The following is a 25,161-nucleotide window of genomic DNA, read 5'->3' as shown; positions in this document are numbered from 1 at the left end:
AAATGAGTAGTATAATTGATATTAGAGGTCGTCAAATTTTTGACAGCCGAGGCAACCCAACGCTTGAGGTTGAAGTTGAGCTAGAGACAGGTGTAGTGGGCCGGGCTGCGGTGCCATCTGGAGCTTCTACAGGCCAGCATGAGGCGGTTGAGCTTCGTGATAAAGATGATTTTTATAATGGAAAAGCCGTTAATCAAGCGATTGATAATGTAAATGGTGAAATTTTTGAGGCATTAGCTGGCATGGATGCCGCCAGACAAGTTGCAATTGATAACGTTTTGATTAACTTGGATGGGACTGCTAATAAAAATAGGTTGGGCGCTAATGCAATATTAGGCGTGAGTTTGGCAGTTGCCCGTGCCATGTCTCATGAAATGGGGATACCTCTGTATCGATATGTTGGAGGTCTTTATGGCACGCAAATGCCAATACCTCTGATTAATGTTCTAAATGGTGGGGCACATGCCAACAACACCATTGATATCCAAGAGTTTATGATCGTTCCCATCTCAGCAGGTTCTTTTTCTGATGCAATGATGATGGGATTTGATGTATTTCAGGCGTTGAAAAAAATCATTCAAGAAAAAGGGTTTTCAACAGCTGTGGGTGATGAAGGTGGCTTTGCCCCCAATCTTGCTACGTCTGAGGAAGCGCTTGACTTACTGATGAAAGCAACGGCAGAGGCCGGATATACTGCGGGTGAAGATATTGTTTTTGCTCTTGATGCAGCTGCATCTGAGTTTTATAGAGACGGACACTATCACGTAGAAAATCAGAAACTCTCTTCTCAACAATTGGTAGAGTACTATGCTCAATTATCAAAGAAATACCCAATTTTTTCAATTGAAGATGGTATGGCAGAAGATGATTGGCAAGGATGGGCAGAGCTCACAGAAGCATTAGATGACCAATTGCAGTTAGTTGGAGATGATCTTTTCGTGACAAATTTAGAACGGCTTGAAATGGGTATTGAAAAAGGCGTTGCCAATAGTATTCTTATTAAACCCAACCAAATTGGGACGCTTACTGAAACAGCTCATGTTATTCAAGCCGCTAAAGAATCTGGATACACCACAATCATGTCACACCGTTCCGGTGAAACAGAAGACACCTCGATTGCTGACTTGGCAGTAGCCTTTAATTGTGGCCAGATCAAAACAGGATCCATGTGCCGGACAGATCGTATGGCAAAATATAATCAATTGCTTCGCATTGAGGAAGAGTTGAACCTAAATAGCTTAGATTTAACGGGATGTCACTGAGTTAAAGGGCGTTAAGCCATGAAAAGAACATTTAGATATCACCTCTCTCGATTATGGTGGACATCCGTTTTGGTGTTTATCTTATGTTATTTTCTCTATTATTTCTTTTTCGGCACCCATGGGTATTATGCTCGGTGTGATCTTGAAAAACAGCTTGCTGAAACGCAGGCTCATCTTGAAGTGATGAAGCGTAAATATGATGATCTTGCGCATCGTGTGTCTCTTTTAAAAAATGAGAGCTTAGATAAAGATATGCTTGATGAGCGGGTGCGCGCTCGATTGGGATATGCTGAAAAAGATGATATTATCCTTTTAGAAGAGTAGTCCTTCAAGCTTTATTAGGTTTGTGGATAGTATGACGAGGATGCATGATTTTAGATTCTATTTTTTCTACCTTTCTTATTTTCAATAAAATCTATATCCATATACCTGTCATTGTTTTTGGGCTTATGTCAGCACGCCGTTCTGATTTTTTTGGGGCATGGATATGCTATTTATTGGCCATCTTTTTGACAGGCCTTTTGAAAATTTACTTCAAGGTTCCGTTGATATATCAGGCCAGCTCAGAAAATTATGGGTTTCCTAGTGGGCATACGATGGTATCTATTGCTATTTATGGGTATCTCTTTTTATGTTTTTCATCGACTCTTTTGAGGGGCATTCTTCTAACAATAGCTGCGGGCAATTCAATGGCAGTTGTTTATTTTGGCTATCATACTTATTTTGATATTGCCGGTGCTTGGTTTTTCTCAACCATACTCATTCTCAGCGTTTATTATGTGGGGATCTTTTATCAAAAAATACAAACCAACCCTAGATATTTAAGTGCCTTTTCTTTTCTTTTTGGCGTTATTTCTTTTCTGATTTTATCCCAAGTTGATTATCTGCGTTTAGGGGTTTTGCAAGCACTCGGAATTTCTTTAGGTATTTTAGTGAGTTCTGTTATTTGGAAAAACTGGCTTAATGTTCAAACGCACACCTTGAGAGATGTATTGCTTTCAGGGCTTATTGGCTGCTTGATGTTTAAAGGAAGCTACCTGCTTATTTATGAAACGGGTTTTCTAGACACTTCAAAAGCTATTTTAGAGACTTATGCATCCATCATACTTATTGTGACTGGTGCCCTTCCTGCGGTATTACTGATTTGGTTTGTTGTTTGTTATAAACCTTTCATGAGAACCTGATCTAAACGATTCCTTAAGATACGTGTGCTAACCTTAAAATAACTTTAAATAATAAAAGGACATTTCAATCAATCGGTTTATAATTTTTTCTTTGGTTACTCTCACTTTTCACCCAGCTCTTTGTGATGATCAACAGGGTGGTGCTTCCATTCAGCAAAAACAGGTGAGTGACAAAGCGCTAACTGAATACTCAAGGCGTATTGTAGTTAAATTCTGGACTAAGGATGGGACGGACAAAGTATTCATAACTCAAAGAGAGGCGCGTTTTGTTGGTTCAGGTCTTGAAGAGATAACTCAACATAGGCAATATTTACTACTCTTTGAGGTGATTTCTTTGCCTAAGGATGCACAAGTCATTGATGAAAAGAACCCTGCTATCAAAGATGTGGCGGGACTGCGTAAACGCTATCCTGATTTGTATAAGATTATGAGTGATATTTTAGTTCAAGAATATGCTGAAAAAGCGCTGATAGATAAGAAAAACAAGAAGACATCATCGTCCCTGTGGAAAAGATTTAAAAATAAATTTCGTTCTAAGCCTTTGAAATCCTAGTATTTTTATTTTTTCCAACCACAAAAAGAGAAATCACTGCCCATAAGAAAAGGTATAGGCCCATATAGGCCGTACCTTGTTTTTTTGTCATCAAAAGGGCAAAAATAAAGGGTGTAAACCCACCAATGCTGATGCCAATGCTATAGCTAAAAGAAATCCCACTATATCGACTATTAGCTGGAAATATATTTTGACAATAGGCATGAATGGGTCCAGCAACCGCAGCTGCTAAGAGGCTGACTATGATTATTGTTCCCATCACATGAATGGCACCGCCCTTTGGGAGCAACGAGAAGAGGGGCAGAGCACATAAACATAGAGCCACTAGATACGTCATAAAATAGGTTTTTGGCTTATTAAAGGCATCACAAACCCGCCCAAATATGGGGGAGAATACTGTGAAAATCAGTGTCCCAACAAGGCTATAGAGGCTTGCTTTTTGGAGGGTGAAACTTAATTGGGATTCAAGGTAAACTTGGAAAAATACAAAAACAACATAGGAGAGTAACCCATCAAGAAGCCCTAAGCATAAAGTGCTGAGCACAGATAGCTTTTGTTTTTTCAAAACGGCAATGAGGGGTAGATTCTCCACGAGACTATCTTGATCTTTGAGCTTTTTAAATGCAGGGCTTTCCATCATATTTCGTCTTATGTGCCAACCGTATAAGCTGCCCAATGCCCCTAGAACAAACGCCATGCGCCAGGACCAACTTGGCATCATCTCAAGAGATGTAAGAGCGCTTACCCCTAATGCCGCTAAGGCACCCAATCCGGCAGAGCCACAGATGAATCCACCAGTTAACCCCGCCCGTTGGTTGCCGATGTGTTCAAGAGCAAACACAGCAGCACCATTATATTCACCCCCGGTGCAAAGACCTTGGATCAAACGACAGAGCATAATGATGATGGGGGCGAAAATACCAATTTGCGTGTAGGTAGGCATGAGGCCAATCAGGAGCGTTGGAAATCCCATAAAGGCAATGGAAAGGGTTAATGCTTTCTTGCGCCCCAGTTTATCGCCGATGTATCCAAAAACGATGGCGCCAAGCGGGCGCATCAGAAATCCTGCCCCAAAAACGGATAAACTTTGTAAAAGAGCTCCAGTTGAAGAAGAGGGCGGGAAATAGGCTTTTGCAATGGTAACGGCAAAAATGCCGAAAAGAGTGAAATCATAAAACTCAAGAACATTCCCAAATATGCTGGCAAAGAGAATATGATTTTTTTTCATAACTAGTACTTTAATTCAACGAAAAGTATAACGAGATAAACTGACATGTGAAATAAGGAAGTTTTGGTGGGCACTACAGGGCTCGAACCTGTGACCCTCTGATTAAAAGTCAGATGCTCTACCGACTGAGCTAAGTGCCCCAAAACTGAGCCCACTATAGTGCTGTTAGAATTGGCCGTCAACTTTCTTTTTGAAAAAAACAAAACCTAGATCATTCACGAAAGATGTCTCATCAGATTTACAACGAACAGAGTAAAATCTTGCGCATGGCAAGCAGTTAAATTAGGTTAGGCTAACTTTACGTGGATCGTATGCTAACAATTGAATCTTTAAGCTATCACTTAAAAGGAAGAACATTGCTCGATAAAGCGTCTTTCACGCTTCATGGTGGAGAGAAGGTTGGGCTAGTTGGGCGAAATGGCATTGGTAAAACAACCCTTTTCCGTCTGATAACGGGTAAAATCGAGCCTGATCATGGTTATATCCGGCTGCAAAATGGAACAAAAATTGGTTCTTTGCCACAAATGCCGCCTCAAAGCACAAAGAGTGTGATTGATACCGTTGTTGATTCAGATGTGGCTTATTTTAATCTCATGCAAGAGCTAGCCGTTGAATCAGATCTCAATCGCTTAGGTGAAATTCAGTTTGAACTTGAGTCAATGGATGCTTTCACTGCAGAATCACGTGCAGCAAAGATTTTAGCAGGCCTAGGCTTTGACGAAGAAGGTCAAAACCAACCCGTGAATACTTTTTCAGGTGGGTGGCGAATGCGTATTGTTCTTGCCTGTGTTTTATTTAATAAACCTGATTTGATGCTTCTTGATGAGCCCAGTAACCACTTGGATCTTGAAACTACCTTTTGGCTGATGGATACCTTAAAAAAATCCCCCTGTGCCCTTATTCTGATTAGTCATGATAAATATGTTTTGAATCATATTGCTGAACGTATTGTTCACCTGCACCAACAAAAATTGACCTCATATACGGGCAATTACGATCGATTTATCGAGGCTAAATTTCAAGTTCAAATGCAACAACAATCAGCTTTTCAGAAGCAGCAAGCTCATAAAGAGCATGTACAAAGCTTTGTTAGCCGTTTTAGAGCTAAGGCCAGTAAAGCAAAACAAGTGCAGAGTCGGATTAAAATGTTGGAAAAAATGCAAGATGTTCAAATCATGCAGGATGATCCAACCTTAAGCATCCAATTTCCCGAGTCTATTGAATTAGCCCCACCGCTGATCACTCTTGAATCAGCATCTGCAGGATATGGTGATAAGGTTATTCTTAAGAACTTAAATCAACGAATTGACCCAGATGATTGTATTGCGCTTGTTGGGCGTAATGGAAATGGTAAGTCAACATTTGCAAAACTCATAGCCGGTAAGCTTGATCCCATAAAAGGAAAGCGGTGTGTGGAGCAAAACTTTTCTGTTGCCTTCTTTAATCAAGAACAATTGGAAAATCTGACTCTTGATAAAACAGCTTATGAGCATCTAGAAGCCTTAATGCCACATTCAGCGCCCACAGGCATTCGGAGTCTTTTGGGGCAATTTGGCTTGACTCAAACAAAATCTGATGTGCCTGTTGGGCAACTTTCAGGAGGAGAAAAAACACGTTTGAACTTTGCTATGCTCAGTATTGAAAAGCCTGGGTTATTGATTCTGGATGAGCCAACAAATCACCTTGATATTGAGTCTCGTGAAGCACTTATTTTATCCATTAACCAGTTTAATGGTGCTGTCATTTTGATTACTCATGACTGGGACTTGCTGAAAATGACGGCATCAACCATGTGGGTTGTTGAGAAGGGAACAGTTCAAACGTATGATGGCACTTTGGATGAGTACCGCGAACAGGCGCTGGGAGTCAAAGCAGATAAAAAATTGCAGGCGACAGAACGAGCTCAGCAAATCAAGGCCAAAAAAATGAAAAAAAAGAAGAAGTCCTAAGGTGGTTAAGCACTGAGGATGACAACGCGCGGGTGATGGGCAAGATCTTTTTGAATTTTTTCAACTTTAAATCCAGCTTTTGTGATTAGCTCTTGAATTTGGTTGCTTTGATCAAATCCAATTTCAAAAAAGGCCTTGTTAAAGCTGATGTTTTGTTCAGAGAGTTGAGATAAAATTGTTTGATAACAGGCAAGCCCATTGTTATGAGCAACAAGAGCGTCAATAGGATCATAATGTTTGACGTTTTCATCAAGATCTTGATAGTCGCTTGGTGAGATGTAGGGGGGATTGGAGAGGATATAGTCAAAATGCCCTTGAATGCCCTCAAGCCAAGACGTTTCTATAAATGTACAGCGATCAATGATGGCATGATATTGTGCGTTTTCCCGGGCCTGTTCCAGAGCGTGGGCGCTAAAGTCTGTTAGCGTTGCTTGTGCAAGAGGTCTCTCCTTAAGAACGCTGAGAGCTAAGCACCCTGTTCCCGTTCCAAGGTCTAGAATCTGGCAAGGCTTATCTTTGGGAATGGAATCAAGAGCACATTCAACCAATGTTTCACTATCGGGGCGAGGATCAAGGGTAGCATTGTTTAAAAAAAATTTGAGAGACCAAAACTCCCGATATCCAATGATGCGACTTAAAGGCGTGCCCATATGGAATTTAGCTTTGTTTGAGGCCAATTCTTTTTGTTGAGCCTCATTTAATGAAATTCGACCCCCCATAAGAGAATCTGGATCACAGGTCAGTATATGAGCCAATAAAGCGCACTCAATGTGATGGGGAAGAGAAATATCAGTCACGTGATTCGGTGATATCAGCTAGCTTTTGAGCTTGCTCTTCAGCTTTGAGAGGATTAATCACCTCATCTAGACCCGTGCCGGCTAATATGTCATGGATCTTGTAGAGCGTTAGATTAATGCGGTGATCTGTTACGCGTCCTTGTGGGAAGTTATAGGTTCGAATGCGTTCAGATCGATCACCACTTCCAACTTGTTGTTGGCGGTTTTGTGATCTTTCTTGAATTTGTTTTTGGCGCTCTGCCTCATACAATCTTGACCGTAAGACTTTTAATGCTTTGGCACGGTTTTTATGTTGGGACTTTTCATCTTGTTGTGAGACTACAATTCCAGTTGGAATATGCGTTATACGAACAGCGCTATCTGTGGTGTTCACTGACTGTCCACCTGGCCCGCTTGAACGAAAAACATCAATGCGTAAGTCTTTATCTTCAATTTTAACATCAACCTCTTCAGCTTCGGGAAGGACAGCGACTGTTGCTGCAGATGTGTGAATACGCCCTGATGTTTCTGTTTCGGGAACACGTTGGACACGGTGAACCCCTGATTCATACTTTAAATTAGCGAATACATTGCGGCCGGTTACTTGCATGCTCACTTCCTTCATGCCACCGATTCCAGTTTCAGAGGCTTCTAAAACTTCCGTTTTCCAGCCTTTGTGTTCGGCATATTTTTGATACATGGAAAATAAATTTGCTGCAAAGAGAGCTGCTTCTTCTCCTCCCGTACCTGCACGAATCTCAACAATGGCGTTTTTTTCATCTGCCGCATCTTTGGGAATAAGCATGAATTGAATGTCTTTTTCTTTTTGTTTTAAGAAAGATTCAAGTTCATAGATTTCATCTTTAGCCATTTGCTTCATTTCAGCATCAGCGCTGTTGTCCTTTAACAGTTCTTTAAGATCTGTCACTTCTTCTTTCTTCAGATGGCACATGTTGATGGCTTCTGCCACGGGGCTTATTTCAGCCAGCTCTTTTGAATACTTTATGTATTTTTCTGAGTTAAGCTCATGCCCTTTTTCAAGTAAGTTATTAAGCTCGTTGTAGCGATCAACAATGCGATGCAGTTTGTCAGTTATTTTCATTTTTTACTTTTTCCATAAATGCAGCAAACGTGTCTGTTTGTTGTGTGCCATTCGTCAGGTTTTTCCAGGTTACTGTCTCAGTCTCAATCTCTTGATGCCCAACCAAAACAGCAAAAGTTACCCCTTTTTTACTAGCCTGCTTAAGGCCCGCTTTGAACGATGAAGATGTTGTGAGCTCAGCGCTTAAATTCTCAGACCGGATTTTATGGGCCAGCATTAACGCAGGGGCCACCAACGTTTCATCTCCAGGAATGACGATGCATGATCTTTGCGTGGGAGGTATATTATGACTGATAAGCATGAGCCGCTCAAGCCCAGAAGCCCAGCCAACGCTGGGGAGGGGCTTTCCTCCAAGGAATGCGGAAAGTTTGTCATAGCGCCCCCCAGCAAGAAATGTGCTCTGAGCCCCCAAATCATTAGATTTAAACTCAAAAATTGTGTGACAATAGTAATCTAACCCACGCACCAGATAGGGGTTTAGAGTAAAAGGTACTTTGAGCTTTTGCAGAAGATCCACAATTGTATTAAAGAAGCTTTGAGCAGGGGAGGTTAAATAATCTTTCAAGAGTGGTGCTTGACGGCATATTTCTTGGTCGCCTGGGTCTTTTGAGTCAAAAATGCGCAGGGGGTTTTTTTGTAATCTAACTTTGCTTTCCATTGATAATTGGCTATCATGATCGGCAAAGAACTGAACCAATGCTTTTCTATGGTTGTTGCGGCTTTCATCATCTCCTAAAGTGTTAAGCTCTAGCGCATATTTTTTAATGCCAATTTTATCAATGAAATCCATGGCAACCAAAATAGATTCAACATCAGCGATGGGGGATTCTGCATTAACATTTTCAATGCCAAGCTGATTGAATTGTCTTAAGCGTCCTTTTTGGGGTCTTTCATAGCGAAACATAGGCCCGCAATAATGATATTTTTGATTTTCCTCATGCTGTTTTTTATTCGATAAGATTGCTCTTATGATTCCAGCTGTATTCTCGGGGCGCAGGCATAGCTGACGATTCCCCTTATCTACCAGGGTATACATCTCTTTTGAGATAATATCAGACGACTCCCCAACAGAGCTCATGAAAACTTCTAGCGGCTCAACAATGGGCGTTTCAATATGATGAAATCCATACAGAGTAGCAGTCTCACTAAAAATTTTAATAAAGTGGTCTCTTTTTTTAAGTTCTTCTGGAAAAATATCAGGCATGCCGCGCAAACCAGAAATCATGATAAAGCTCTATGTTTTAAAGAATTAGATACTAAATTATGCCCCAGACTAAAAGACTTTTCTATATTTTAGAAAAAGGGTTTATACAATAAAGTCCTTTAAATCTTTAAGTTTTTCTGAATGAGAGGATATTAAATAATAGCCGCCCAAAATGACACTGATGGTTAAAAGCAAGCCAATCAAAATATAATTTGATGAGGGCTTGTTGAGAGGTGTTATTTCTTTTATCTCTTGGTCAGGGTTGAGGTTAATTCCTTTTTCAGCAATTTTCTCTTTATAGATATTCGCTGTTTCGATTGGATCAAGGCCATAAAAATCTGCAAGTGTTCTAATGAACCCTAATGTATAAGATGTTGGCGGCAAAGCATGAAAGTTATGTTTCTCAATGGCGTCGATGTAGGTCTTGCTGATTTTAAGATGATCGGCTACCTCCGAGGTTGAGAGTCCCATTTTTTTTCTGGATGCAGATAAGGAATGGCACGTGATCGGACCTGCTTCATTGGTGAGTAAATCTTTTGTCGTCCCTGTTTTTGTAATAGATGTTTTCATTTCGCCTCCCGTAGCATTTCTTACCACTAAAAAATAGTGTATATTAGAATTATAATAAAATCATCATTGGATTGAGGCACAGGATGTATAAAAAAAGCAATGAACAAGAAATAAGCTTTTTTAATGCGGTTGCTAACTGGTGGGATGCTAGGGGAATGATGGCCCCTTTACATCAGATGAACCAAATTCGCATGGCCTTTATACATGCTGAAATATCTAATTATTTATTTCCCCAAACAAATAATTTTGATTTATCTGGCCTTGAAGTTCTAGATGTTGGGTGTGGAGGTGGTTTGGCAAGTGAGCCTATGGCGCGTTTAGGCGCCACCGTAACAGGTGTTGATGCTAGTCATTCTGCTATTAGAGCGGCATCCATACATGCTCAAGAGATGAACTTATCTATTGATTACCAGTGCCAAAAGATAGAATCATTAGACCTTGAAAGATCATTTGATATTGTGCTGGCCTTAGAAGTTATTGAGCACGTAGATGATATAGCTGAATTTCTTGTGCGTTTGCGAAGCCACTTAAAGCCAGGAGGGTTGGTTTTTATTTCAACGATTAATCAAACGGCAAAATCATATGCTGTCTCGATCTTAGCAGCAGAATATTTTTTAAGATTGCTCCCCCGAGGAACACATGATTGGCAGAAGTTTGTCAAACCTTCTGTTTTAAGAAATCATCTTCAGCCATTGGGGTTAGAAATTAAATCTATGAAAGGGATGGCTTATCGGCCGTTTTATAATGATTGGGTGCTCAATTCAGATATATCTAATAACTATATTATTTGTGCCCGCCAAACACCGATAGCAACCACGTATTCATAACGAATAATAAACAAGGAGAGAATAAAATGGACATATTCATAAAAGGAAAAAACATTGACTTAGGGGATGCTATGAGAACGCATGTCACTGAAAAACTTGAATCAACAGTTTTGCGTCATTTTCCGGATGCGATAGAAGCTTCGGTGGTGATTTCAATGGATAATAACAATATCAGTGCTGACATCGACACCCATGTTGCCAGAGGCATTAATTTAAGAAGTCATCAAGCGGCTCTTGATGCATATGTTGCCTTTGATTTGGCATTTCATAAAATTGAAACGCGGTTGCGGCGGTATCACAACAAACTTAAGAATCATCATGAAAAAAAGATTGATTCAAGTTCTCTGATGGCGATGAATTACATTTTGCCACATTCACACGGTGAGATAGATTCAGTAAACGATTCTGAAGACAGAGATGCAAAAGCAGCCATTATTGCAGAAATGCCAAGTGAAATACCTACTCTTTCAGTCAGTGATGCCGTGATGAGAATGGATTTGGCTGATTTAAATGCGCTGATTTTTTGGAATAAAAACCAAGGTAATATCAACATTGTTCACCGCAGAAATGACGGCAACATAGGATGGATTGATCCGTCTGTTACTAAAGAAATACATAAACTATGAAAAATATTTCATTTTTTTGACTCGGTTGAGCCATCTCATTTTTAAGAGGAGTGGGATGGTTCTTTCTTTTTATTTAAAAAATATGATATGATTGCTCTGTTCATAGGTTAATTTGGGATGGCAAAACATTTTCTTTTAATTTTCGCGATTGCGTGTGTGTCCGTGCTTAACCTACGTGCAGAGGACGCTGATGCTAAAGGTGAGACGAAAAAAGCTATAGCGACGACACCTGCAAGCCCCGTAAATGGCGCCGTTATTAACTATCAGCCGGTTTTGTCAGGTGTTTTGAATATGGATTACGCGAAAAAATCATTGAAAAATTAGCGATTTTTCAGCAGGTTAGCACTCCGCCGTCAACCATTGCCCAACTCAAAAATCGTGTTGTTAATGATATGAAGGTCGTTGACGTCTTGTTGCGAGATCTTGGATATTATGATGCGCTTGCAGATTACGAAATAGATCTAAAAACGAATCCAATCACACTAAATTTTATGGTTAGAACTGGACCAAAGTATAAACTTCTTAAGTTTAACTTGAGTTCGAACAGTTTGGATAATCAACTTTTTAATGCGCTTTCTCTGGATCCTGCGCGCTTTAATATGATTCCAGAAACGCCAGCAACACTAGAGAATATTAAGCAAGGGGTGCGACGTCTGTTTGAAATTCTTGGAAACAATGGCTACCCGTATGTAAAAGTCTTGAATGAAAAGATTACAGTTGATCATGATCAAAAAGGGATTGAAGTTCTCCTGCACATGGATCCTGGTAAGTTGGTTCGGTTTGGAGAAACAATGATTGCCCCGGCAGAGGGTATTGATCAGGACTTCATAAAGAAAAGGCTTAAATGGAAAAAAGGGGACGTCTATAGCAATTTAAAAGTTATTCAAACGATTGAAACCTTAAACAATACACAACAGTATGCATTTGTAAAAATCACCCGCCCAAATAAACAACCCGATGGCAGCAGCTTGACAATGAGAGTTGAGGCCTTCCCTGAATCAACAAGAACTTTTGCTTGGAAAACGGGATATGATGCCAATAATAATTTCAACGTAAAATTAGGATGGAAAGGCATCAATCTATTTGATGATGGGTCCTTGATTAAGGTTTTTGGAGGATTTGGCCAATATTACAATGGGTTAGCCTTTGAACATATCGTTCCAGATGCTTTTTGGACGGAGAGTTATTTAACGACTCGCTTCGACGTAAAAAGAACACACACAAATTCTTATAGCGGTATGGCCGCTGAGCTTTCCTCAATTTTGACAACGCCTATATACGATAAGTTAAGGGCAGATACGGGGCTTTCACTAAAGTTTAGTTCGGTTAAACCAAAATCAAACCTTTTAAATGATCATAATGCGCCGATTATTTCTGTTCCTCTAGCGATTCATTATGAGCAGATGGATGATCTGATGATGCCAAGAAAAGGCTGGGATGCTCATTTTGAGATCACCCCAGCAATGCAAGTCGCTCCCCAGCGTCAGTTTGTCCAGTTTAAATTAAGGCAGTCGATATTGCGGCCTCTAAATGATGATCACACCTTGATTCTTAAAGCCTGGTACAAGTTATATGCGTCTCCAAGTGCTGGTAAACGTGTGCTGCCATTGGATTGGCAATTTTTTGCCGGCGGTATGGGGACCGTTCGTGGATATGGTTACCAACATGCTGGCAAGAGAGATGCCAACGGCAAGCCGATTGGTGGCCGATCTATGTTTGCCATGGGTGCTGAAATTAATTACTTCATTAGTAACGATTTAGCTCTTCAAGGATTTTTTGATGCAGGATCTAACTATCAAGGTCGTTACCCGAACTTTTCAAATGCCTTATTAATGGGTGTTGGAGGAGGGGTGAACTATATGTCGCCGATTGGAGATGTTCAGATGGTTGTTGGCCTGCCCGTTCGACGCAGAGATAGTGACAAACGAGCACAGTTCTATATATCCCTTGGACAAGATTTCTAAGACTCAAACAGAGTCAGTTTAGAGCGTTTAATTTTATGAAGTTTTCTCGTAGAAGCGGAACGTTTTCTCAATTGCGTCATCTATCGATGTTGTTGGCTGCCAATTTAAATCATCCATCGCTCTTTTGATAGACGGCATCCGCCGCGATACATCTTCATATGATTGGCCAAAATAGTCATCCGAATGAACCATCTCTATTTTGCATTTCTCTCTATCTTTTACAAGGTGAGGGAATTTTTGAGCATGGGAGATCATGGCTTTGGCCAGTTCATGGATACTAAAGTCATTTTCTGGATTACCAATGTTATATATTTTGTTATGGGCACATTGATTTTCATTTTTTATGATTTTAATCAATGCCTCAATCGCATCATCAATGTAGATAAAGGTTCGACGCTGAAGACCATCATTGACAATACAAATTGGTCGACCTTGCATAACGTTACTCATAAATTGAGTGAACGCACGGGACTCACCCTCGCTTTGTGAATCAATATTATCTAAACGAGGGCCGATCCAATTGAAAGGTCTAAACAAGGTATAAGACAAACCTTCGTGAAGACCGTAAGCACAAATAACCCGATCTAGAAGCTGCTTTGAGCACGCATAAATCCAACGCATTTTCTGGACAGGACCCATAACAAGCTTTGTTGACTCTTCGTCAAAAACAACATCTTCAGCCATGCCATATACTTCGGAAGTTGATGGAAAAATAATACGCTTCCCGTATTTATTTGCGAGCTTTACTATGTGTAAATTATGCTCGAAGTCTAATTGAAATACTCTGAGTGGTTCTTTGATATACAAATAGGGGTTTGCTATGGCTGCAAGAGGAATGATGATATCGTTCTCTTCAACCATTTTTTCAATTTGAGAGCTGTTATTTTCATCCAAAAGATTAAGGTTTTGAAACGAAAATTTAGGGTTGGACATCATTGAATCAACAGGGTGATCAAGATTACATTTCTTGATATCAATACCAGTTACTTGAAAAGATACGTCTTTTAGAATGGCTCTCGCCAGCCAGTTCCCGATAAAACCATTGACGCCAGTTATTAATATTTTCATTGTGATAACTTAATACGAGGTTGATTGTTTTTTTTCAGCGTGTAACGGGGACGACCTTGAACGATTTGATAAATTCTCCCTACATATTCACCGATAACACCAATGCCAAAAATGCCAATGCCAATGATAAAAATAACTAAAGCAAATAAAGTAAAAACACCCTCTACTTCTGGGCCTAAAATCAATCGACGTCCAATCATGTAAATAAAAATCACAAAGCTAAAAAAAGATGTCAGCAAACCTATTGCTGTAACAATTTGTATGGGCGCTAGACTCATGCTCGTTGCTAGATCAATGCTTACACGTATCAGATCATATATTTTGTATTTAGACTCTCCAGAAGATCTGGGATCGTGAATCAGGCCAATTTCTGTTGGATTTTGTGCATACTTCCAACCAAAGGCCGGCACAAAGAGGGCGTGCTCATTTCCTTGGCATATTTTTTTAGCAAGATCCTTTGAGTAGGCGCGGAACATACATCCCTGATCTTTCATGTCGAGCGTTGTTATGTGTTTTCGTACAAAATTAGCAAACCGAGAGCCATAATCACGCCACTTATGATCTTTTCTACCTATGCGGTAACTGCCAACCATGTCATGACCCTCCAGGTACTTATCAACCAATTTTGGAATTTCCTCAGGAGGGTTTTGGAGATCAGCGTCTAGATTAATAGCAACATCACCATGCATGTGATCAAAGCCTGCCATGATCGCAAGGTGTTGACCATAATTTTGATCAAAGCTTAAAACGTAAACCAGATCGGGATCATCTTTTTCAAAGGATGTTAAAATTTCTTCAGATTTATCAATGCTTCCATCATTTATATAGAGGATCTCAAATTTATAACGATTTTTTTTCATCGTTTCTAAAAGTCTTTTGTGAAAGAGCCTAATCGTTTCTTCTTCATTGTAGACGGGCACAATCACAGAAATAAAGGGAGTGGTTTTCATCATGGGTTTGCTTTTTGACATAGATACTTAATTATATGATTTAATTTATTTTTTCCAGTAGTGAAATATTACAAAACGCTGGAACTTTTCTTTTTAACCGTATTTCAAAAGGGATTTGATGGCTTGATCGCAAATACTTTTTATCTCGGATATGCATATGGTTTTTAAGGGATTTCTTGAAAAGATCATATCCTCCTTGTTTCCAAGTTATGGCGCAAATTTTTTCATCTGAAAACCAGCGCTTCCAGAAATTTTCCTCAGAGAGTTTGGTGGCGTGATTTTCTTGAGTGTGGCCAAACTCTAATTCACCTAATCCACCAACAATTGGAACTAGGTTTTGGTTGTATACAGGAAGGTCTTGGTGATAGTGATGATAACTAATGTATTTAATGTCTTTTCCTAAGTTTTGGTCAATGTAATCGTATGTTGTTTTGATACTTGAAGAATCTCCTGAGCGCGCTGCCCAAATCATCACCGAATATTGTGACAGGGTTAAGACTAAGAGCGCTCTAAAAACAACCTTAGCCCCTTTTAGATAGTACAAAGGCAAGGGTAGGAGGACGCTTGCCCAACATAAAACAATAAGAGCTTGGATTTTGTGTGTGTAGAGAGCTAAGTCCTCTGATGGAATATCTTCTTTTTTGAGATAATAGAAAATGATGACAGCTGTAAAAAAAAGACAGTATGCAATAATTTCTGGTTTAAAACTTAAATTTAAATCACCAATTCTATTGATGCTGTATGCCATTAAAACAGATAGGGGTGCCATGACAGGGAGAATATATGTAATCAGTTTTGAACTTGAAAGACTGAAAAAGATGAAAATAGCTAAAAACCACACCAATAAATAGGATAAGTTGACTCTATCAGTTGACTTAACAAAGTTTCTAATCGTAACGCTGCGGATCATAAGTGTTAATAAGTTGCCGCACCATGGGAACAGGCCAAAAACAAGCACGGGAATAAAAAAGTAAAAGGGTTGGTATCTGTTATGGGTTTTTGTGATGAACCTCATAAAATGCTCTTTGATAATGTAAAAATCAAAGAATTCTGGATTTTTTAATTGAACAAGAATGTGCCAGGGCATGATGATTGCCAGAAAGAGGAGTAGGGCGCTTACCCAATAGAGAGGCAACAACTTGATCGTCTTGCGGTGTATGCTAAACCAAATAAGCAGTACTATGCCGAAGAGAGCAACAGCTACAATCCCTTTAGTCAACACAGACAAAGCCAGGAACGTTGCCGTTAGAAGCGCCATCTTTTTTCTTTTTGGTCCTGGCGGCGCTTGGATACCAATAATGAAAAATGTAAAACAACCATAGACCAAAGAAGAGAACAAGCCGTCTAAGATGATGATATGGCTCATGATAAAGTAAAGCGAACTCGTGGATAATATCAGAGCTGAAAGCAGCGCGGTCCGGCGATTAAATAAGTGAAAAGCTAAAAAGAAGGTGAAAAAGACACCCAGGGCTCCGGCCAATGCAGGTAAGAGTCTGCCACTCCATTCTTTAACCCCAAAAACTTTGATGATGCCTGCTTGAATCCAATAGAAGAACGGGGGTTTTTCAAAGTATTTAACCCCATTTAAGCGTGGTGTAATCAAGGATCCAGTGACAGCCATTTCCCGCGGTATCTCCATATACCTGCCTTCATCAGGTGTGGAGAAGGGACGGTTTTGCGTCCCTCCAAAAAACAGGAAGAATGACACAATAGAAACAATACAACTATCTCGTCTAAAGTGGTTTTTCATGAGGGTTTTAGCTCGGTTAATGGCCATCTTGGTCTAGGTGCCAAATTCAAAGAATCATAAGATCCAATCGCATCATTTTCAAGAGCGGCCCATGCAATCATGGCCCCATTATCTGTGCATAATTCTAGGGGGGGTGCATAGAAATTTGTGCTGTTTTCATCACATAAGGCCTTGAGATGATGGCGGATATATTGATTAGCGGCTACCCCGCCGCTTATGACAAAGTTATGAATATTAGGCATATTTTTTAAAACGTATTGGCACTTGTTCATGAGGACGTCTTTAATGGCCTCTTGGAATGACCGTGCGATATTTTCTTTGATTTCTTGAGTCATATTCGGAATTTTATCCACGTGTCTTCTGACATCACTTTTCAAACCTGAAAAAGAGAAGTTAGCGCTTTTTTGTTTGCACATCGGCCGAACAAACGAAAAAGTATTTTCTCCCTGAGTGGCGAGCTTTTCAATCTCAGGCCCCGCGGGATAGGGAAGCCCAATTAGTTTCCCAACCTTATCGAAAGCTTCTCCAAGAGCATCATCAAGGGTTGTGCCTAAAATGCTATAATTTCTGACACCATTCACTTGAACAAGTTGAGTGTGGCCCCCAGAAACAAGGAGAAGGAAATAGGGGAATTCGAGGTCGGAGACGAGGCGGGGTGTCAAAGCATGGGCTTCAAGGTGATTGATGCCAAAAAAAGGCTTTTGATTATAATAGGCCATCGCTTTAGCTATTTGAACGCCGCAAATAAGACCCCCAATGAGGCCAGGACCTGCAGTTGCGGCATATCCATCAATCTCTGTTAATGAGAGGCCAGCTTTGCAGAGAGCATCTTTGATGAGGAGGGGGAGATTCACCAAGTGCGCGCGCGCCGTTATTTCCGGAACAACACCCCCATAAGGTTCATTAACCTTTAGATGAGAAATCTTACTTTCCGAGAGTATTTTTTTATCTTCGCTGACAATGGCGACAGCAGTATCATCACAGCTATCTTCGATACCTAAAAAAACTTTCGATCGGGTTGTCATTTTCATTGAGTGGTATTTTATGGCATAAGATCAGTATGAGCAAAAAAAATCAAGACAATCATATCAGGCTGGGAAGTAGGGCCAGTCCTTTGGCAAGGCGACAGTCTGAAATGGTTGCTCACTATATCCGCCATTATTTTCCAAATGTGACAATTTCATTTCATGTCTACACTACCTCAGGGGATAAACTCAAAGATGTTCCGCTGCATAGCTTTGGTGGCAAGGGATTGTTCTGCAAAGAAGTAGACCAAGCTTGTATCAATAATGAAATAGATGTGGCTGTGCATTCAGCAAAAGAATATGAGTGTTCATTGTCCAGACGGTCTTGTTTTGGCAGCGACGCTACCTCGAGAGAGTGCCGGGGATGTTTTGATTTCTCAAAACAATGCGACCCTTGATCAATTGCCCCATGGCGCTCTGGTTGGAACGTGCTCTTTAAGACGTCATGCTCTTTTAAAACATTTGCGGCCAGATTTGAAAATAGGTCACTTAAGGGGAAACGTCCAAACACGGTTAAATAAAATTTTATCTGGAGCTTTTGATGCAACGGTTTTGGCAGCTGCGGGTTTAAGGCGTTTGGGTTATGGAGAGGACTTTGGTTTTAGGCTTGATCAAGAAGTGTTTATTCCATCAGCGGGACAGGGCGTGATTGCGCTTGTGATGAAACCTGATAGCCCGGTTGTTTCTATGGTGCGTGATGTCAATCATGTCCAGACATGGCAATGCTTTAAAGCTGAACAATTTGTATTGAAACTTCTGGGCGCGAGTTGCCAAATGCCCGTTGGCGCATATGCGCGTCTTGATGGCTCAACGTTGTCCCTTAAGGCGATGATGGCAAATGAAACGTTAAGCCACACTGTTTTTGCTGATAACAGTGGTATAGACTTTGAAGGTGTGGCTGAGAAAACAGCGCATGATTTACGCGCAAAACTCAAAAACACATGACTTTGCTTTTAACGCGCCCCCATGGTGACAATGAAAAAGTGTCAACTTTTCTTTCTCATTATGGAATTGAGACACTGACTTGTCCGTTGTTAAACGTCTTTTCAAAACCTATTGCGGATGAGGACTATCAAAAGTATATAGCTTCTGCCGATTGCCTTATTATAACGAGCAAAAATGCGATCAAATCTCTTAAGGAGCTCCCATGCGTGCGCGCTATTTTTGTTGTCGGCGATAGGCTTGCTGAGAAAATAGTTAGGATTTATCCTGGCATTAGCGTGCACGTTGCTCAAACTGCGTTAAGCCTTCTAGAAATTATTTTGGCGAGTTCAAAACAAGGGCGTTACGTTTTTGTCTCTGGAAATAAAGTAACTCTCGATTTTTCTACTCATCTTAAAAGAAAAGGGGTTCAGTGTAGTAGAGTGATTGCTTATCAGACTCTTCCCAGGGAAGATGCCAATCAGGATCTTATTAACATGATACAATCAGGCTCTATCAGAAGTGTCGCTTTTTTTTCAAAATATTCAGCTCAAACATATGTTCGAATCATTGAGCGTCAAAATCTTAGAAAATACTGTCATTCTCACAAATTATTCATGCTTAGTAAAAACATAAGTGAGGTATTTAAAAATCTCCCTGTTCATGAATTTCACATTGCTCCTCAGCCAACTATAAAAAGCCTTTGTTCAATGATGGTAGAAGTGCTACAAAAGAAGTAAGTATTTTTTTATCGTAAATGTCTAACCAACCAAAAAGTAAAACTCTTTTTCATTTTATAACTATCCGCATAGTTGTGCCTTTGGTGCTGTTTTTAGCGGCGGTTATCGCTGTTTATTACTTTGCTTTTTATCAAAATAGACATGAAGACCAACAGACGATGAACTCTGAAGCAACTGAATTGTTGAACGATGCATCCTTAGCTCAAAGTGGGGAGGAGCCTTCCCACCCTCAATTGTTGCCGAAACAAGAAAACCAGCCTATTTATAACACTGAAAAAGCGACTGTTTACAAAGAGAGTGAACAATTGCCGCAGGCACACCCTGATAAAAGTGCAATGCGTGAAAAAGAGCACGATTTAAAGCTATGCATTTTATTCTCTGACTTTATTGTCAGAGCAAGAACTGGGCTTTCTTATGAATCAGCCCTGTTTCATTTACACGAGGCCTTGAGAGATGAGAGATTGAAAGACCAACTCAAAAGACTGTCCCCTTATGCAGAGCAAGGTATTGGCGTGTGGTCTGTTATATTAACTGATTTAGATAAAATTGTTGATAAAGGCGTTCATAGTCGCGCGCGACAATCAGATCCTTGGATTATTAAATTCATTAAAAGCTTTGTTCATGTTCGTAAAAAATCTGAGCTAACACCTTTGCTGAAAGAAGCAATCGCCCAACATGATTGGCCCGAAGCCTACCGTTTGACGGATGAATTGATTGATCAAGGGTTTAAGCTTAGACGGTGGAGAAGGCGATTAAAAAACTATGTGCAAGGTCATGTTTTATTAAATTCTTTCTTCTTAACTTATCAATCGAGTTCTTTATATTCACAGTCTTTGAACGCGCACAGTGATCCTGAGGGAGGCAAATGATCTACTTTGTTTGGGTTATTAAACTTCTTATAATTTTTGCGGCAATTGCTTGGGCTTCTTATGTCCCCGGAGAAATTACCCTCGATTGGCAAGATTATATTATTAAATTTTCATTGAGAACCTATGTTGGCTTTACAGTTACACTGCTTATTCTTTTGCTCACCCTGTATGATGCATATAAAGATTTGTATAATCGCATTCGTACCAAGCTTGAACGCAAGACCTATTTAAAGCTTGTTAAGTTTCATGAAAAACTCATACAAGGATTTATCGATCTTGAACTTCATAATGTTAAACTCGTTGATCAAGAGAGAAAATTTTTAAGCTCAAAATATCCGGATAATCTGCTTGCGCTATATTACCAATATCGTGTTGCTGTGACGCGGGATGAAAAAGATAAGCTTGAAGATTTAATTGCAAAACTTCAACTGAATCCAATACTAAAACCCTTGGCCTTAAAGATCCAAATTCGAGCTGCTGTTGCAATGGGCAACGATACATTGGCGTTTAAGTTAACCGAGGAAGCTTTAAAAACATCTCCTTCAGCATGGTTCTATAAGTCAGCTGTTTTTTTATGTATCAGCACCAAAAAGTACCAAGAAGGGCTTGAGTATCTTCGTGAGGGTGGTAGCTTATATAGCTTGGACACAGCTTATGAAAATTATCTCTTTTCGATGATTTGGTATCAATATGCAAAACATCTTGGTCCTGAGAATGAAAATTATATGGCCTATCTTCAAAAGGCGCACGAGCATAATCTATCTAATCCACAACCTTCTCTCAGTCTTGCTTCTTTTTACGTTGATAAAAATCAGTCTGATCGTGCTAAGAAAGTATTGATCGAGACATGGAAAAACAACGCCCACTCTTTTTCTATTGCCAATATGTATGCTGAGCTTGGCGCAACACAGGTTGAACAAGCCCAGCAAGCGCGAGAATTGGTTAAAGTAACCCCTGAGGCACCGATTGCACAACTGGTTTTGGTTCTAAAATATATCCAAGCTAAGTTGTGGGGTGAAGCGCAGCGCGAGCTTGATGACTTTTCTCAAAAATATCATGAGTCTCATCAGCCAGAGATCGACTATTTGACTGCTCTTTTGGTTCATGATGAGCAGGGTGAAAATGAGAAAGCTTATGAAATTTTAAATAAACTTTTACAACAGAGACTGCGGCGTAAGTGGTCTTGTAAATTTTGTGGACATCAAGCAGAATCTTGGCAGCCTTTCTGTGAATCATGTAATAAATTTGATCACCTGGAATATGCTGAGGTTTCACAGAACCCACTTTTATTGCCTTTCATTCCTTAGGATTCGAGACTACTTAAAAACTCTTTCTCTTTGACGCGCTGTAAAGCCAGAGAGCTTTCCTTGTGGATGTTCGCGTTCTTTTTGGATTGCAGAAGAGAGTATGACTTGTTGTCCCCCTCAAATTTTAGTCGCACCCCCTGGGGCCTCAGGAACTGCTCTCGTGGAGCATTCACTTATCTCGTTGGTTTGAAATGGGCAAAAAGCCATTCATGCGTAGATGTTTTTAAATATGAGGGTATACTGGGAGGCAGTACAGAACCAGCATTTCAAATGTAAGGACAATGATGGTGCCCGCTGCCGGACTCGAACCGGCACGGCCGCAGTGGCCGAGGGATTTTAAGTCCCTTGTGTCTACCAATTCCACCAAGCGGGCGACCAACGTCAAACTAGCCCAACAAGCCCACACTTGCAATAAAAATATGAGCTGGAAGTTCGTTTGAAATGCGGTATCATAAAGTTCTCTTTGCGTTCAATTTATATATGCTTAACCCAAGGTGAAACTGTGATTGGCAAAATTCAGAAGTTGATATCTCCTAATATCTATGGATCTCTTTTAATCATTGCATCGGGTTTGTTAGCGGCGCTTTCTAACAGTTTTATCCATGGTATGTCAGTTAAACTCTCTGTGTTTGAATTGGTTTTTCTGAAAACAGCTGTTGGACTTATGGTCTTATCCATCGTTTATATGCGCTCAATAACAATCATTACAAAAACAAGGATATTAAAATTTCATCTTATAAAATCTATCTTTGGTGTTTTGGGAAATTTTTTTTGGATAGGGGCTTTACTTTACTTGCCTTTGGCGCAATCAGCATCCTTATCGCTCACCAGTGCTCTTTTTACGTCACTAGGGGGGTGGCTTTTATATAAAGAGCGCTTTAGATGGCCTGTTTTTCTAAGCTTGGTTATTGGTTTTGTGGGAGTTTTGATTATCTTAAACCCGCTAAACACTCAAATTGATCACCTTATTTATATTGTTTTCCCACTTATTTCTGCGATGTTATTTTCGGGATCCTCACTTATTATTAAAACCATTTCAAAATCAGACTCTTCTCTGACAACTTTATTTTACCTTATGCTTTTTATGTGTCTATTCTCGGCGCCATTGGCCTTGTGGTATTGGCAGTGGCCAGAGCTTTCGGATACTCTACGGATTGTATTGGTGGGGTTGTTTTATATCTTAACGCAGATGGCTCTCATTGAAGCCTACACTAAGGCCGAGACGTCTTTCATTGCCCCCTTCAAATTTGCTCGGTTTCCTTTAAATATTTTTGCTGGGATGGTATTTTTTATGGAAATACCTATTTTTGAAACACTGTTTGGGGCACTTTTGATCCTTGTCTCTAATCTTTTACTCATCCGTTTTGATAGACCGAGAAAAAAAGCGAAGATGGGTTAAAATTACAAGGGAAGCCCAAGGGTTTTTTTAACATTTTTTAGGGTTTTTTCTGCAATGGAATTGGCTTTTTCCTGCCCTTGCCTCAAAACATCTAACACGTAATCGGATTGATTGGTCAGTTGCAGATAGCGCTTCCGAATGGGATCGAGGTGATCAATGCATATTTCAGCAAGATCTTTTTTGAAAAGGGCAAAACCTTTATTTTGATAATTGTCACAAATATTTTCCGAGGAGTCGCCAGACAAAACGCTGTATATTTGAATCAGGTTTTTGATATCCGGGCGTTCAGATAAATCTTCATCACGCGCCGGAAAATCACCGCTGTCTGTTTTGGACTTTTTAAACTTTTCTACAATCATCTCCGGTGTATCAAAGATGCCAATGCGGCTCATGTCTGATGGATCTGACTTGCTCATCTTTTTAGTTCCATCTCGTAAACTCATGATACGACAGCCAGTATTTTGAATGAGAGGTTTAGGGATGGTAAAAAGATCTTGGTTGAATCGTTGATTCAGGGCGATCGCTAGATCACGTGTTACTTCTATGTGTTGCTTTTGATCATCACCAACAGGAACATGCGTTGTTTGATAAAGTAAAATATCAGCTGCCATCAAAACAGGATAAGAGTAAAGACCCAAAACCGCTTTATCTTTGTTTTTACCAGATTTTTCTTTAAATTGTGTCATGCGATTAAGCCAGCCCATGGGGGTATAGCAGCTGAGAAGCCACATCAGTTCACTATGAGCAGGAACCTGGCTTTGGATAAAAATAGAGGATGTTTTAGGGTCAATCCCCGCCGCAAGGTATAAAGCCGCTCCTGAGAAGATGCTATCATTCAAGCTTTTTGGGTCAGGTTGCGTTGTAAGGGCGTGTAGGCTTACTAGACAAAATAAACATTCATTTCCATCCTGAAGAGGGACCCAGTTTTTAATAGCACCTAAATAATTTCCAAGGTGCATGTTGCCAGTGGGTTGTATGCCAGAGATAATTTTTTTCATGAATTTTATGTAACAAATTTTTATAAGGTTATCCAGGACTATAAATCTGTATTGATCTTTATGCAAGATTGAGTATAGTGCAACTAATGGTGCGCCCCTGTGGCGGAATTGGTAGACGTGGCAGACTCAAAATCTGCTGTCCTTCGGGCGTGGGAGTTCGAGTCTCCCTGGGGGCACCAAAAAATTATTTATCCCAGCTATTTCTCAGATACTTGTATTAATTATTCGCTCAATATACACTGTGTATAGACAGGGAGTTAATGATGCTGCGTTCATTTGTTTTATTTTTTGTTATTATTACTCAGTCTGGGGCGGCTCAAGCTGAAAAAACACACCGATTCCGGTCAAAAGTAGGCCCCTCAAGCGCCTCTTCTAAGAAGTCTGATTTTAAAAGTTTAGAAAAACCTGCTGACGACTATGACAGAAAGACATCTTCAAGTTTCAGCTCAATATCTTCACCTAATTTAATTAAAAATGATGACTGTTTAAGTCGAGGAAAAAAGTTTCAATCTATGAAAGATCTAGAAAATCATTTTTTTTCAGGCAAAACAAAAATGGAAATATTTCAATACTGCTACGATTTGATCAAAAAAGATTGTAACAAAATAGCTGCACTTGTTGATATCCATCAAAAAAAATTTCTAAAGGGATTATCAAAGAAAAAAAATGGTGATGCCCTCTATAATTTGAGACATCATTTTATTAGACTCGCTATCTTTGTTCCAAGTACCTATCGTATGGAAATCATGATGCACCTTGTTCGCCTACCAGCCAAAAAAGCAGATAAAATTGCCCTTGCGGCTTTTAATATGTCACAGGGCAGTTGCCGTTCAGACATTATTATTGAGAAAATTAAGTGAAATGCTTTCCAAAGATTTGAAAGAGCCGG

The 25,161-nt window shown here is 40.0% G+C and carries 26 protein-coding genes and 3 tRNA genes; 17 read left to right on the top strand and 12 right to left on the bottom strand.

What is annotated here, in order from left to right; all coding sequences use genetic code 11:
- The first annotated feature begins 2 nt into the window (after positions 1-2).
- The 4 genes from C0582_02735 (at position 3) to C0582_02720 (ending at position 2,999) form a co-directional block, all read left to right on the top strand.
- The gene (locus C0582_02735; GenBank protein ID PLX29917.1) at positions 3-1,262 is read left to right on the top strand and encodes a phosphopyruvate hydratase; all 1,260 of its coding nucleotides are present in this window, start codon (positions 3-5) and stop codon (positions 1,260-1,262) included.
- An 18-nt stretch (positions 1,263-1,280) separates the two neighbouring features.
- Positions 1,281-1,586, top strand: coding sequence for a hypothetical protein (locus C0582_02730; protein PLX29916.1), 306 nt, complete (start codon positions 1,281-1,283; stop codon positions 1,584-1,586).
- Between the two features lie 44 nt (positions 1,587-1,630).
- Positions 1,631-2,446: a hypothetical protein gene (locus C0582_02725; protein PLX29915.1), complete on the top strand. Its 816-nt coding sequence runs from the start codon at positions 1,631-1,633 to the stop codon at positions 2,444-2,446.
- Positions 2,447-2,537: 91 nt separating this feature from the next.
- A complete protein-coding gene (locus C0582_02720) occupies positions 2,538-2,999 on the top strand; it encodes a hypothetical protein (GenBank protein PLX29914.1) in 462 nt (153 codons plus the stop codon).
- On the opposite strand, the gene C0582_02715 is transcribed toward C0582_02720, so the two are convergent.
- Together C0582_02715 and C0582_02710 are read right to left on the bottom strand one after the other, a co-directional pair.
- Positions 2,980-4,227, bottom strand: a complete 1,248-nt coding sequence (locus tag C0582_02715) for a hypothetical protein (GenBank protein PLX29913.1) — start codon at positions 4,225-4,227, stop codon at positions 2,980-2,982. The genes C0582_02720 and C0582_02715 overlap by 20 nt on opposite strands.
- A gap of 64 nt (positions 4,228-4,291) precedes the next feature.
- Positions 4,292-4,367 (bottom strand) — tRNA-Lys (locus C0582_02710).
- Between the two features lie 171 nt (positions 4,368-4,538).
- Between C0582_02710 and C0582_02705 the strand changes: the two genes are divergently transcribed.
- The gene (locus C0582_02705; protein PLX29912.1) at positions 4,539-6,176 is read left to right on the top strand and encodes a glycosyl transferase family 1; all 1,638 of its coding nucleotides are present in this window, start codon (positions 4,539-4,541) and stop codon (positions 6,174-6,176) included.
- A 5-nt stretch (positions 6,177-6,181) separates the two neighbouring features.
- Here the strand turns inward: C0582_02705 and prmC are convergent, their stop codons facing one another.
- From prmC to C0582_02685, 4 genes are all read right to left on the bottom strand, one after another.
- Positions 6,182-6,973: a peptide chain release factor N(5)-glutamine methyltransferase gene (prmC, locus tag C0582_02700; GenBank protein ID PLX29911.1), complete on the bottom strand. Its 792-nt coding sequence runs from the start codon at positions 6,971-6,973 to the stop codon at positions 6,182-6,184.
- A complete protein-coding gene (locus tag C0582_02695) occupies positions 6,966-8,054 on the bottom strand; it encodes a peptide chain release factor 1 (protein PLX29910.1) in 1,089 nt (362 codons plus the stop codon). The genes prmC and C0582_02695 overlap by 8 nt, the downstream gene beginning before the upstream one ends.
- Complete coding sequence (locus tag C0582_02690; GenBank protein PLX29909.1) at positions 8,041-9,279, bottom strand: histidine--tRNA ligase; 1,239 nt, start codon at positions 9,277-9,279, stop codon at positions 8,041-8,043. The genes C0582_02695 and C0582_02690 overlap by 14 nt, the downstream gene beginning before the upstream one ends.
- Positions 9,280-9,360: 81 nt before the next feature.
- Positions 9,361-9,828 (bottom strand): hypothetical protein, encoded by a 468-nt coding sequence (locus C0582_02685; protein ID PLX29908.1) that lies wholly within the window; start codon positions 9,826-9,828, stop codon positions 9,361-9,363.
- Between the two features lie 83 nt (positions 9,829-9,911).
- Between C0582_02685 and C0582_02680 the strand changes: the two genes are divergently transcribed.
- The 4 genes from C0582_02680 (at position 9,912) to C0582_02665 (ending at position 13,245) form a co-directional block, all read left to right on the top strand.
- A complete protein-coding gene (locus tag C0582_02680) occupies positions 9,912-10,655 on the top strand; it encodes a bifunctional 3-demethylubiquinol 3-O-methyltransferase/2-polyprenyl-6-hydroxyphenol methylase (GenBank protein PLX29907.1) in 744 nt (247 codons plus the stop codon).
- Between the two features lie 26 nt (positions 10,656-10,681).
- Positions 10,682-11,281, top strand: a complete 600-nt coding sequence (raiA, locus tag C0582_02675; protein ID PLX29906.1) for a ribosomal subunit interface protein — start codon at positions 10,682-10,684, stop codon at positions 11,279-11,281.
- A 117-nt stretch (positions 11,282-11,398) separates the two neighbouring features.
- Positions 11,399-11,605, top strand: a complete 207-nt coding sequence (locus C0582_02670; protein ID PLX29905.1) for a hypothetical protein — start codon at positions 11,399-11,401, stop codon at positions 11,603-11,605.
- A gap of 68 nt (positions 11,606-11,673) precedes the next feature.
- Positions 11,674-13,245: a hypothetical protein gene (locus tag C0582_02665; protein ID PLX29904.1), complete on the top strand. Its 1,572-nt coding sequence runs from the start codon at positions 11,674-11,676 to the stop codon at positions 13,243-13,245.
- Between the two features lie 33 nt (positions 13,246-13,278).
- On the opposite strand, the gene C0582_02660 is transcribed toward C0582_02665, so the two are convergent.
- Genes C0582_02660 through tsaD form a run of 4 tightly spaced genes read right to left on the bottom strand, consistent with a single transcriptional unit; the run spans position 13,279 to position 18,038 of the window.
- Positions 13,279-14,313 (bottom strand): bifunctional UDP-4-keto-pentose/UDP-xylose synthase, encoded by a 1,035-nt coding sequence (locus C0582_02660; protein PLX29903.1) that lies wholly within the window; start codon positions 14,311-14,313, stop codon positions 13,279-13,281.
- Entirely contained in the window at positions 14,310-15,284 is a 975-nt protein-coding gene (locus tag C0582_02655; GenBank protein PLX29902.1) for a glycosyltransferase, read from the bottom strand. Before C0582_02655 ends, C0582_02660 begins: the two co-directional genes overlap by 4 nt.
- A 19-nt stretch (positions 15,285-15,303) precedes the next feature.
- Positions 15,304-17,040 carry a hypothetical protein gene (locus tag C0582_02650; protein ID PLX29901.1) on the bottom strand — a complete coding sequence of 579 codons (1,737 nt, stop codon included), beginning with the start codon at positions 17,038-17,040 and terminating at the stop codon, positions 15,304-15,306.
- Complete coding sequence (gene tsaD, locus C0582_02645; protein ID PLX29944.1) at positions 17,010-18,038, bottom strand: tRNA (adenosine(37)-N6)-threonylcarbamoyltransferase complex transferase subunit TsaD; 1,029 nt, start codon at positions 18,036-18,038, stop codon at positions 17,010-17,012. Before tsaD ends, C0582_02650 begins: the two co-directional genes overlap by 31 nt.
- Before the next feature lie 5 nt (positions 18,039-18,043).
- On the opposite strand from tsaD, the gene C0582_02640 reads away from it, so the two are divergent.
- The 5 genes from C0582_02640 to C0582_02620 are packed head-to-tail and all read left to right on the top strand — an operon-like array spanning position 18,044 to position 21,875.
- Positions 18,044-18,436, top strand: coding sequence for a hypothetical protein (locus C0582_02640; protein PLX29900.1), 393 nt, complete (start codon positions 18,044-18,046; stop codon positions 18,434-18,436).
- Positions 18,312-18,983: a hydroxymethylbilane synthase gene (hemC, locus tag C0582_02635; protein PLX29899.1), complete on the top strand. Its 672-nt coding sequence runs from the start codon at positions 18,312-18,314 to the stop codon at positions 18,981-18,983. Before C0582_02640 ends, hemC begins: the two co-directional genes overlap by 125 nt.
- Positions 18,980-19,699 (top strand): hypothetical protein, encoded by a 720-nt coding sequence (locus C0582_02630; GenBank protein ID PLX29898.1) that lies wholly within the window; start codon positions 18,980-18,982, stop codon positions 19,697-19,699. Before hemC ends, C0582_02630 begins: the two co-directional genes overlap by 4 nt.
- Positions 19,700-19,716: 17 nt before the next feature.
- Entirely contained in the window at positions 19,717-20,568 is an 852-nt protein-coding gene (locus C0582_02625; GenBank protein ID PLX29897.1) for a hypothetical protein, read from the top strand.
- Positions 20,565-21,875: a hypothetical protein gene (locus tag C0582_02620; GenBank protein PLX29896.1), complete on the top strand. Its 1,311-nt coding sequence runs from the start codon at positions 20,565-20,567 to the stop codon at positions 21,873-21,875. The genes C0582_02625 and C0582_02620 overlap by 4 nt, the downstream gene beginning before the upstream one ends.
- Before the next feature lie 285 nt (positions 21,876-22,160).
- Here C0582_02620 and C0582_02615 read toward each other — a convergent pair.
- Positions 22,161-22,248 (bottom strand) — tRNA-Leu (locus C0582_02615).
- Between the two features lie 51 nt (positions 22,249-22,299).
- Between C0582_02615 and C0582_02610 the strand changes: the two genes are divergently transcribed.
- A complete protein-coding gene (locus tag C0582_02610; GenBank protein PLX29895.1) occupies positions 22,300-23,274 on the top strand; it encodes a hypothetical protein in 975 nt (324 codons plus the stop codon).
- A gap of 2 nt (positions 23,275-23,276) precedes the next feature.
- On the opposite strand, the gene trpS is transcribed toward C0582_02610, so the two are convergent.
- Positions 23,277-24,272 (bottom strand): tryptophan--tRNA ligase, encoded by a 996-nt coding sequence (gene trpS / locus C0582_02605; GenBank protein PLX29894.1) that lies wholly within the window; start codon positions 24,270-24,272, stop codon positions 23,277-23,279.
- A 93-nt stretch (positions 24,273-24,365) separates the two neighbouring features.
- Here trpS and C0582_02600 point away from each other — a divergent pair.
- Both C0582_02600 and C0582_02595 read left to right on the top strand, forming a co-directional pair.
- Positions 24,366-24,451, top strand: a tRNA-Leu gene (locus C0582_02600).
- Positions 24,452-24,532: 81 nt separating this feature from the next.
- Complete coding sequence (locus C0582_02595) at positions 24,533-25,132, top strand: hypothetical protein (GenBank protein PLX29893.1); 600 nt, start codon at positions 24,533-24,535, stop codon at positions 25,130-25,132.
- Positions 25,133-25,161 lie beyond the last annotated feature (29 nt).

This window comes from Alphaproteobacteria bacterium (assembly GCA_002869105.1).
GTDB lineage: Bacteria > Pseudomonadota > Alphaproteobacteria > UBA7879 > UBA7879 > UBA7879.
Note: the sequence above shows the minus strand (reverse complement) of the source record. Positions and strands in the feature narration are given on the sequence as shown.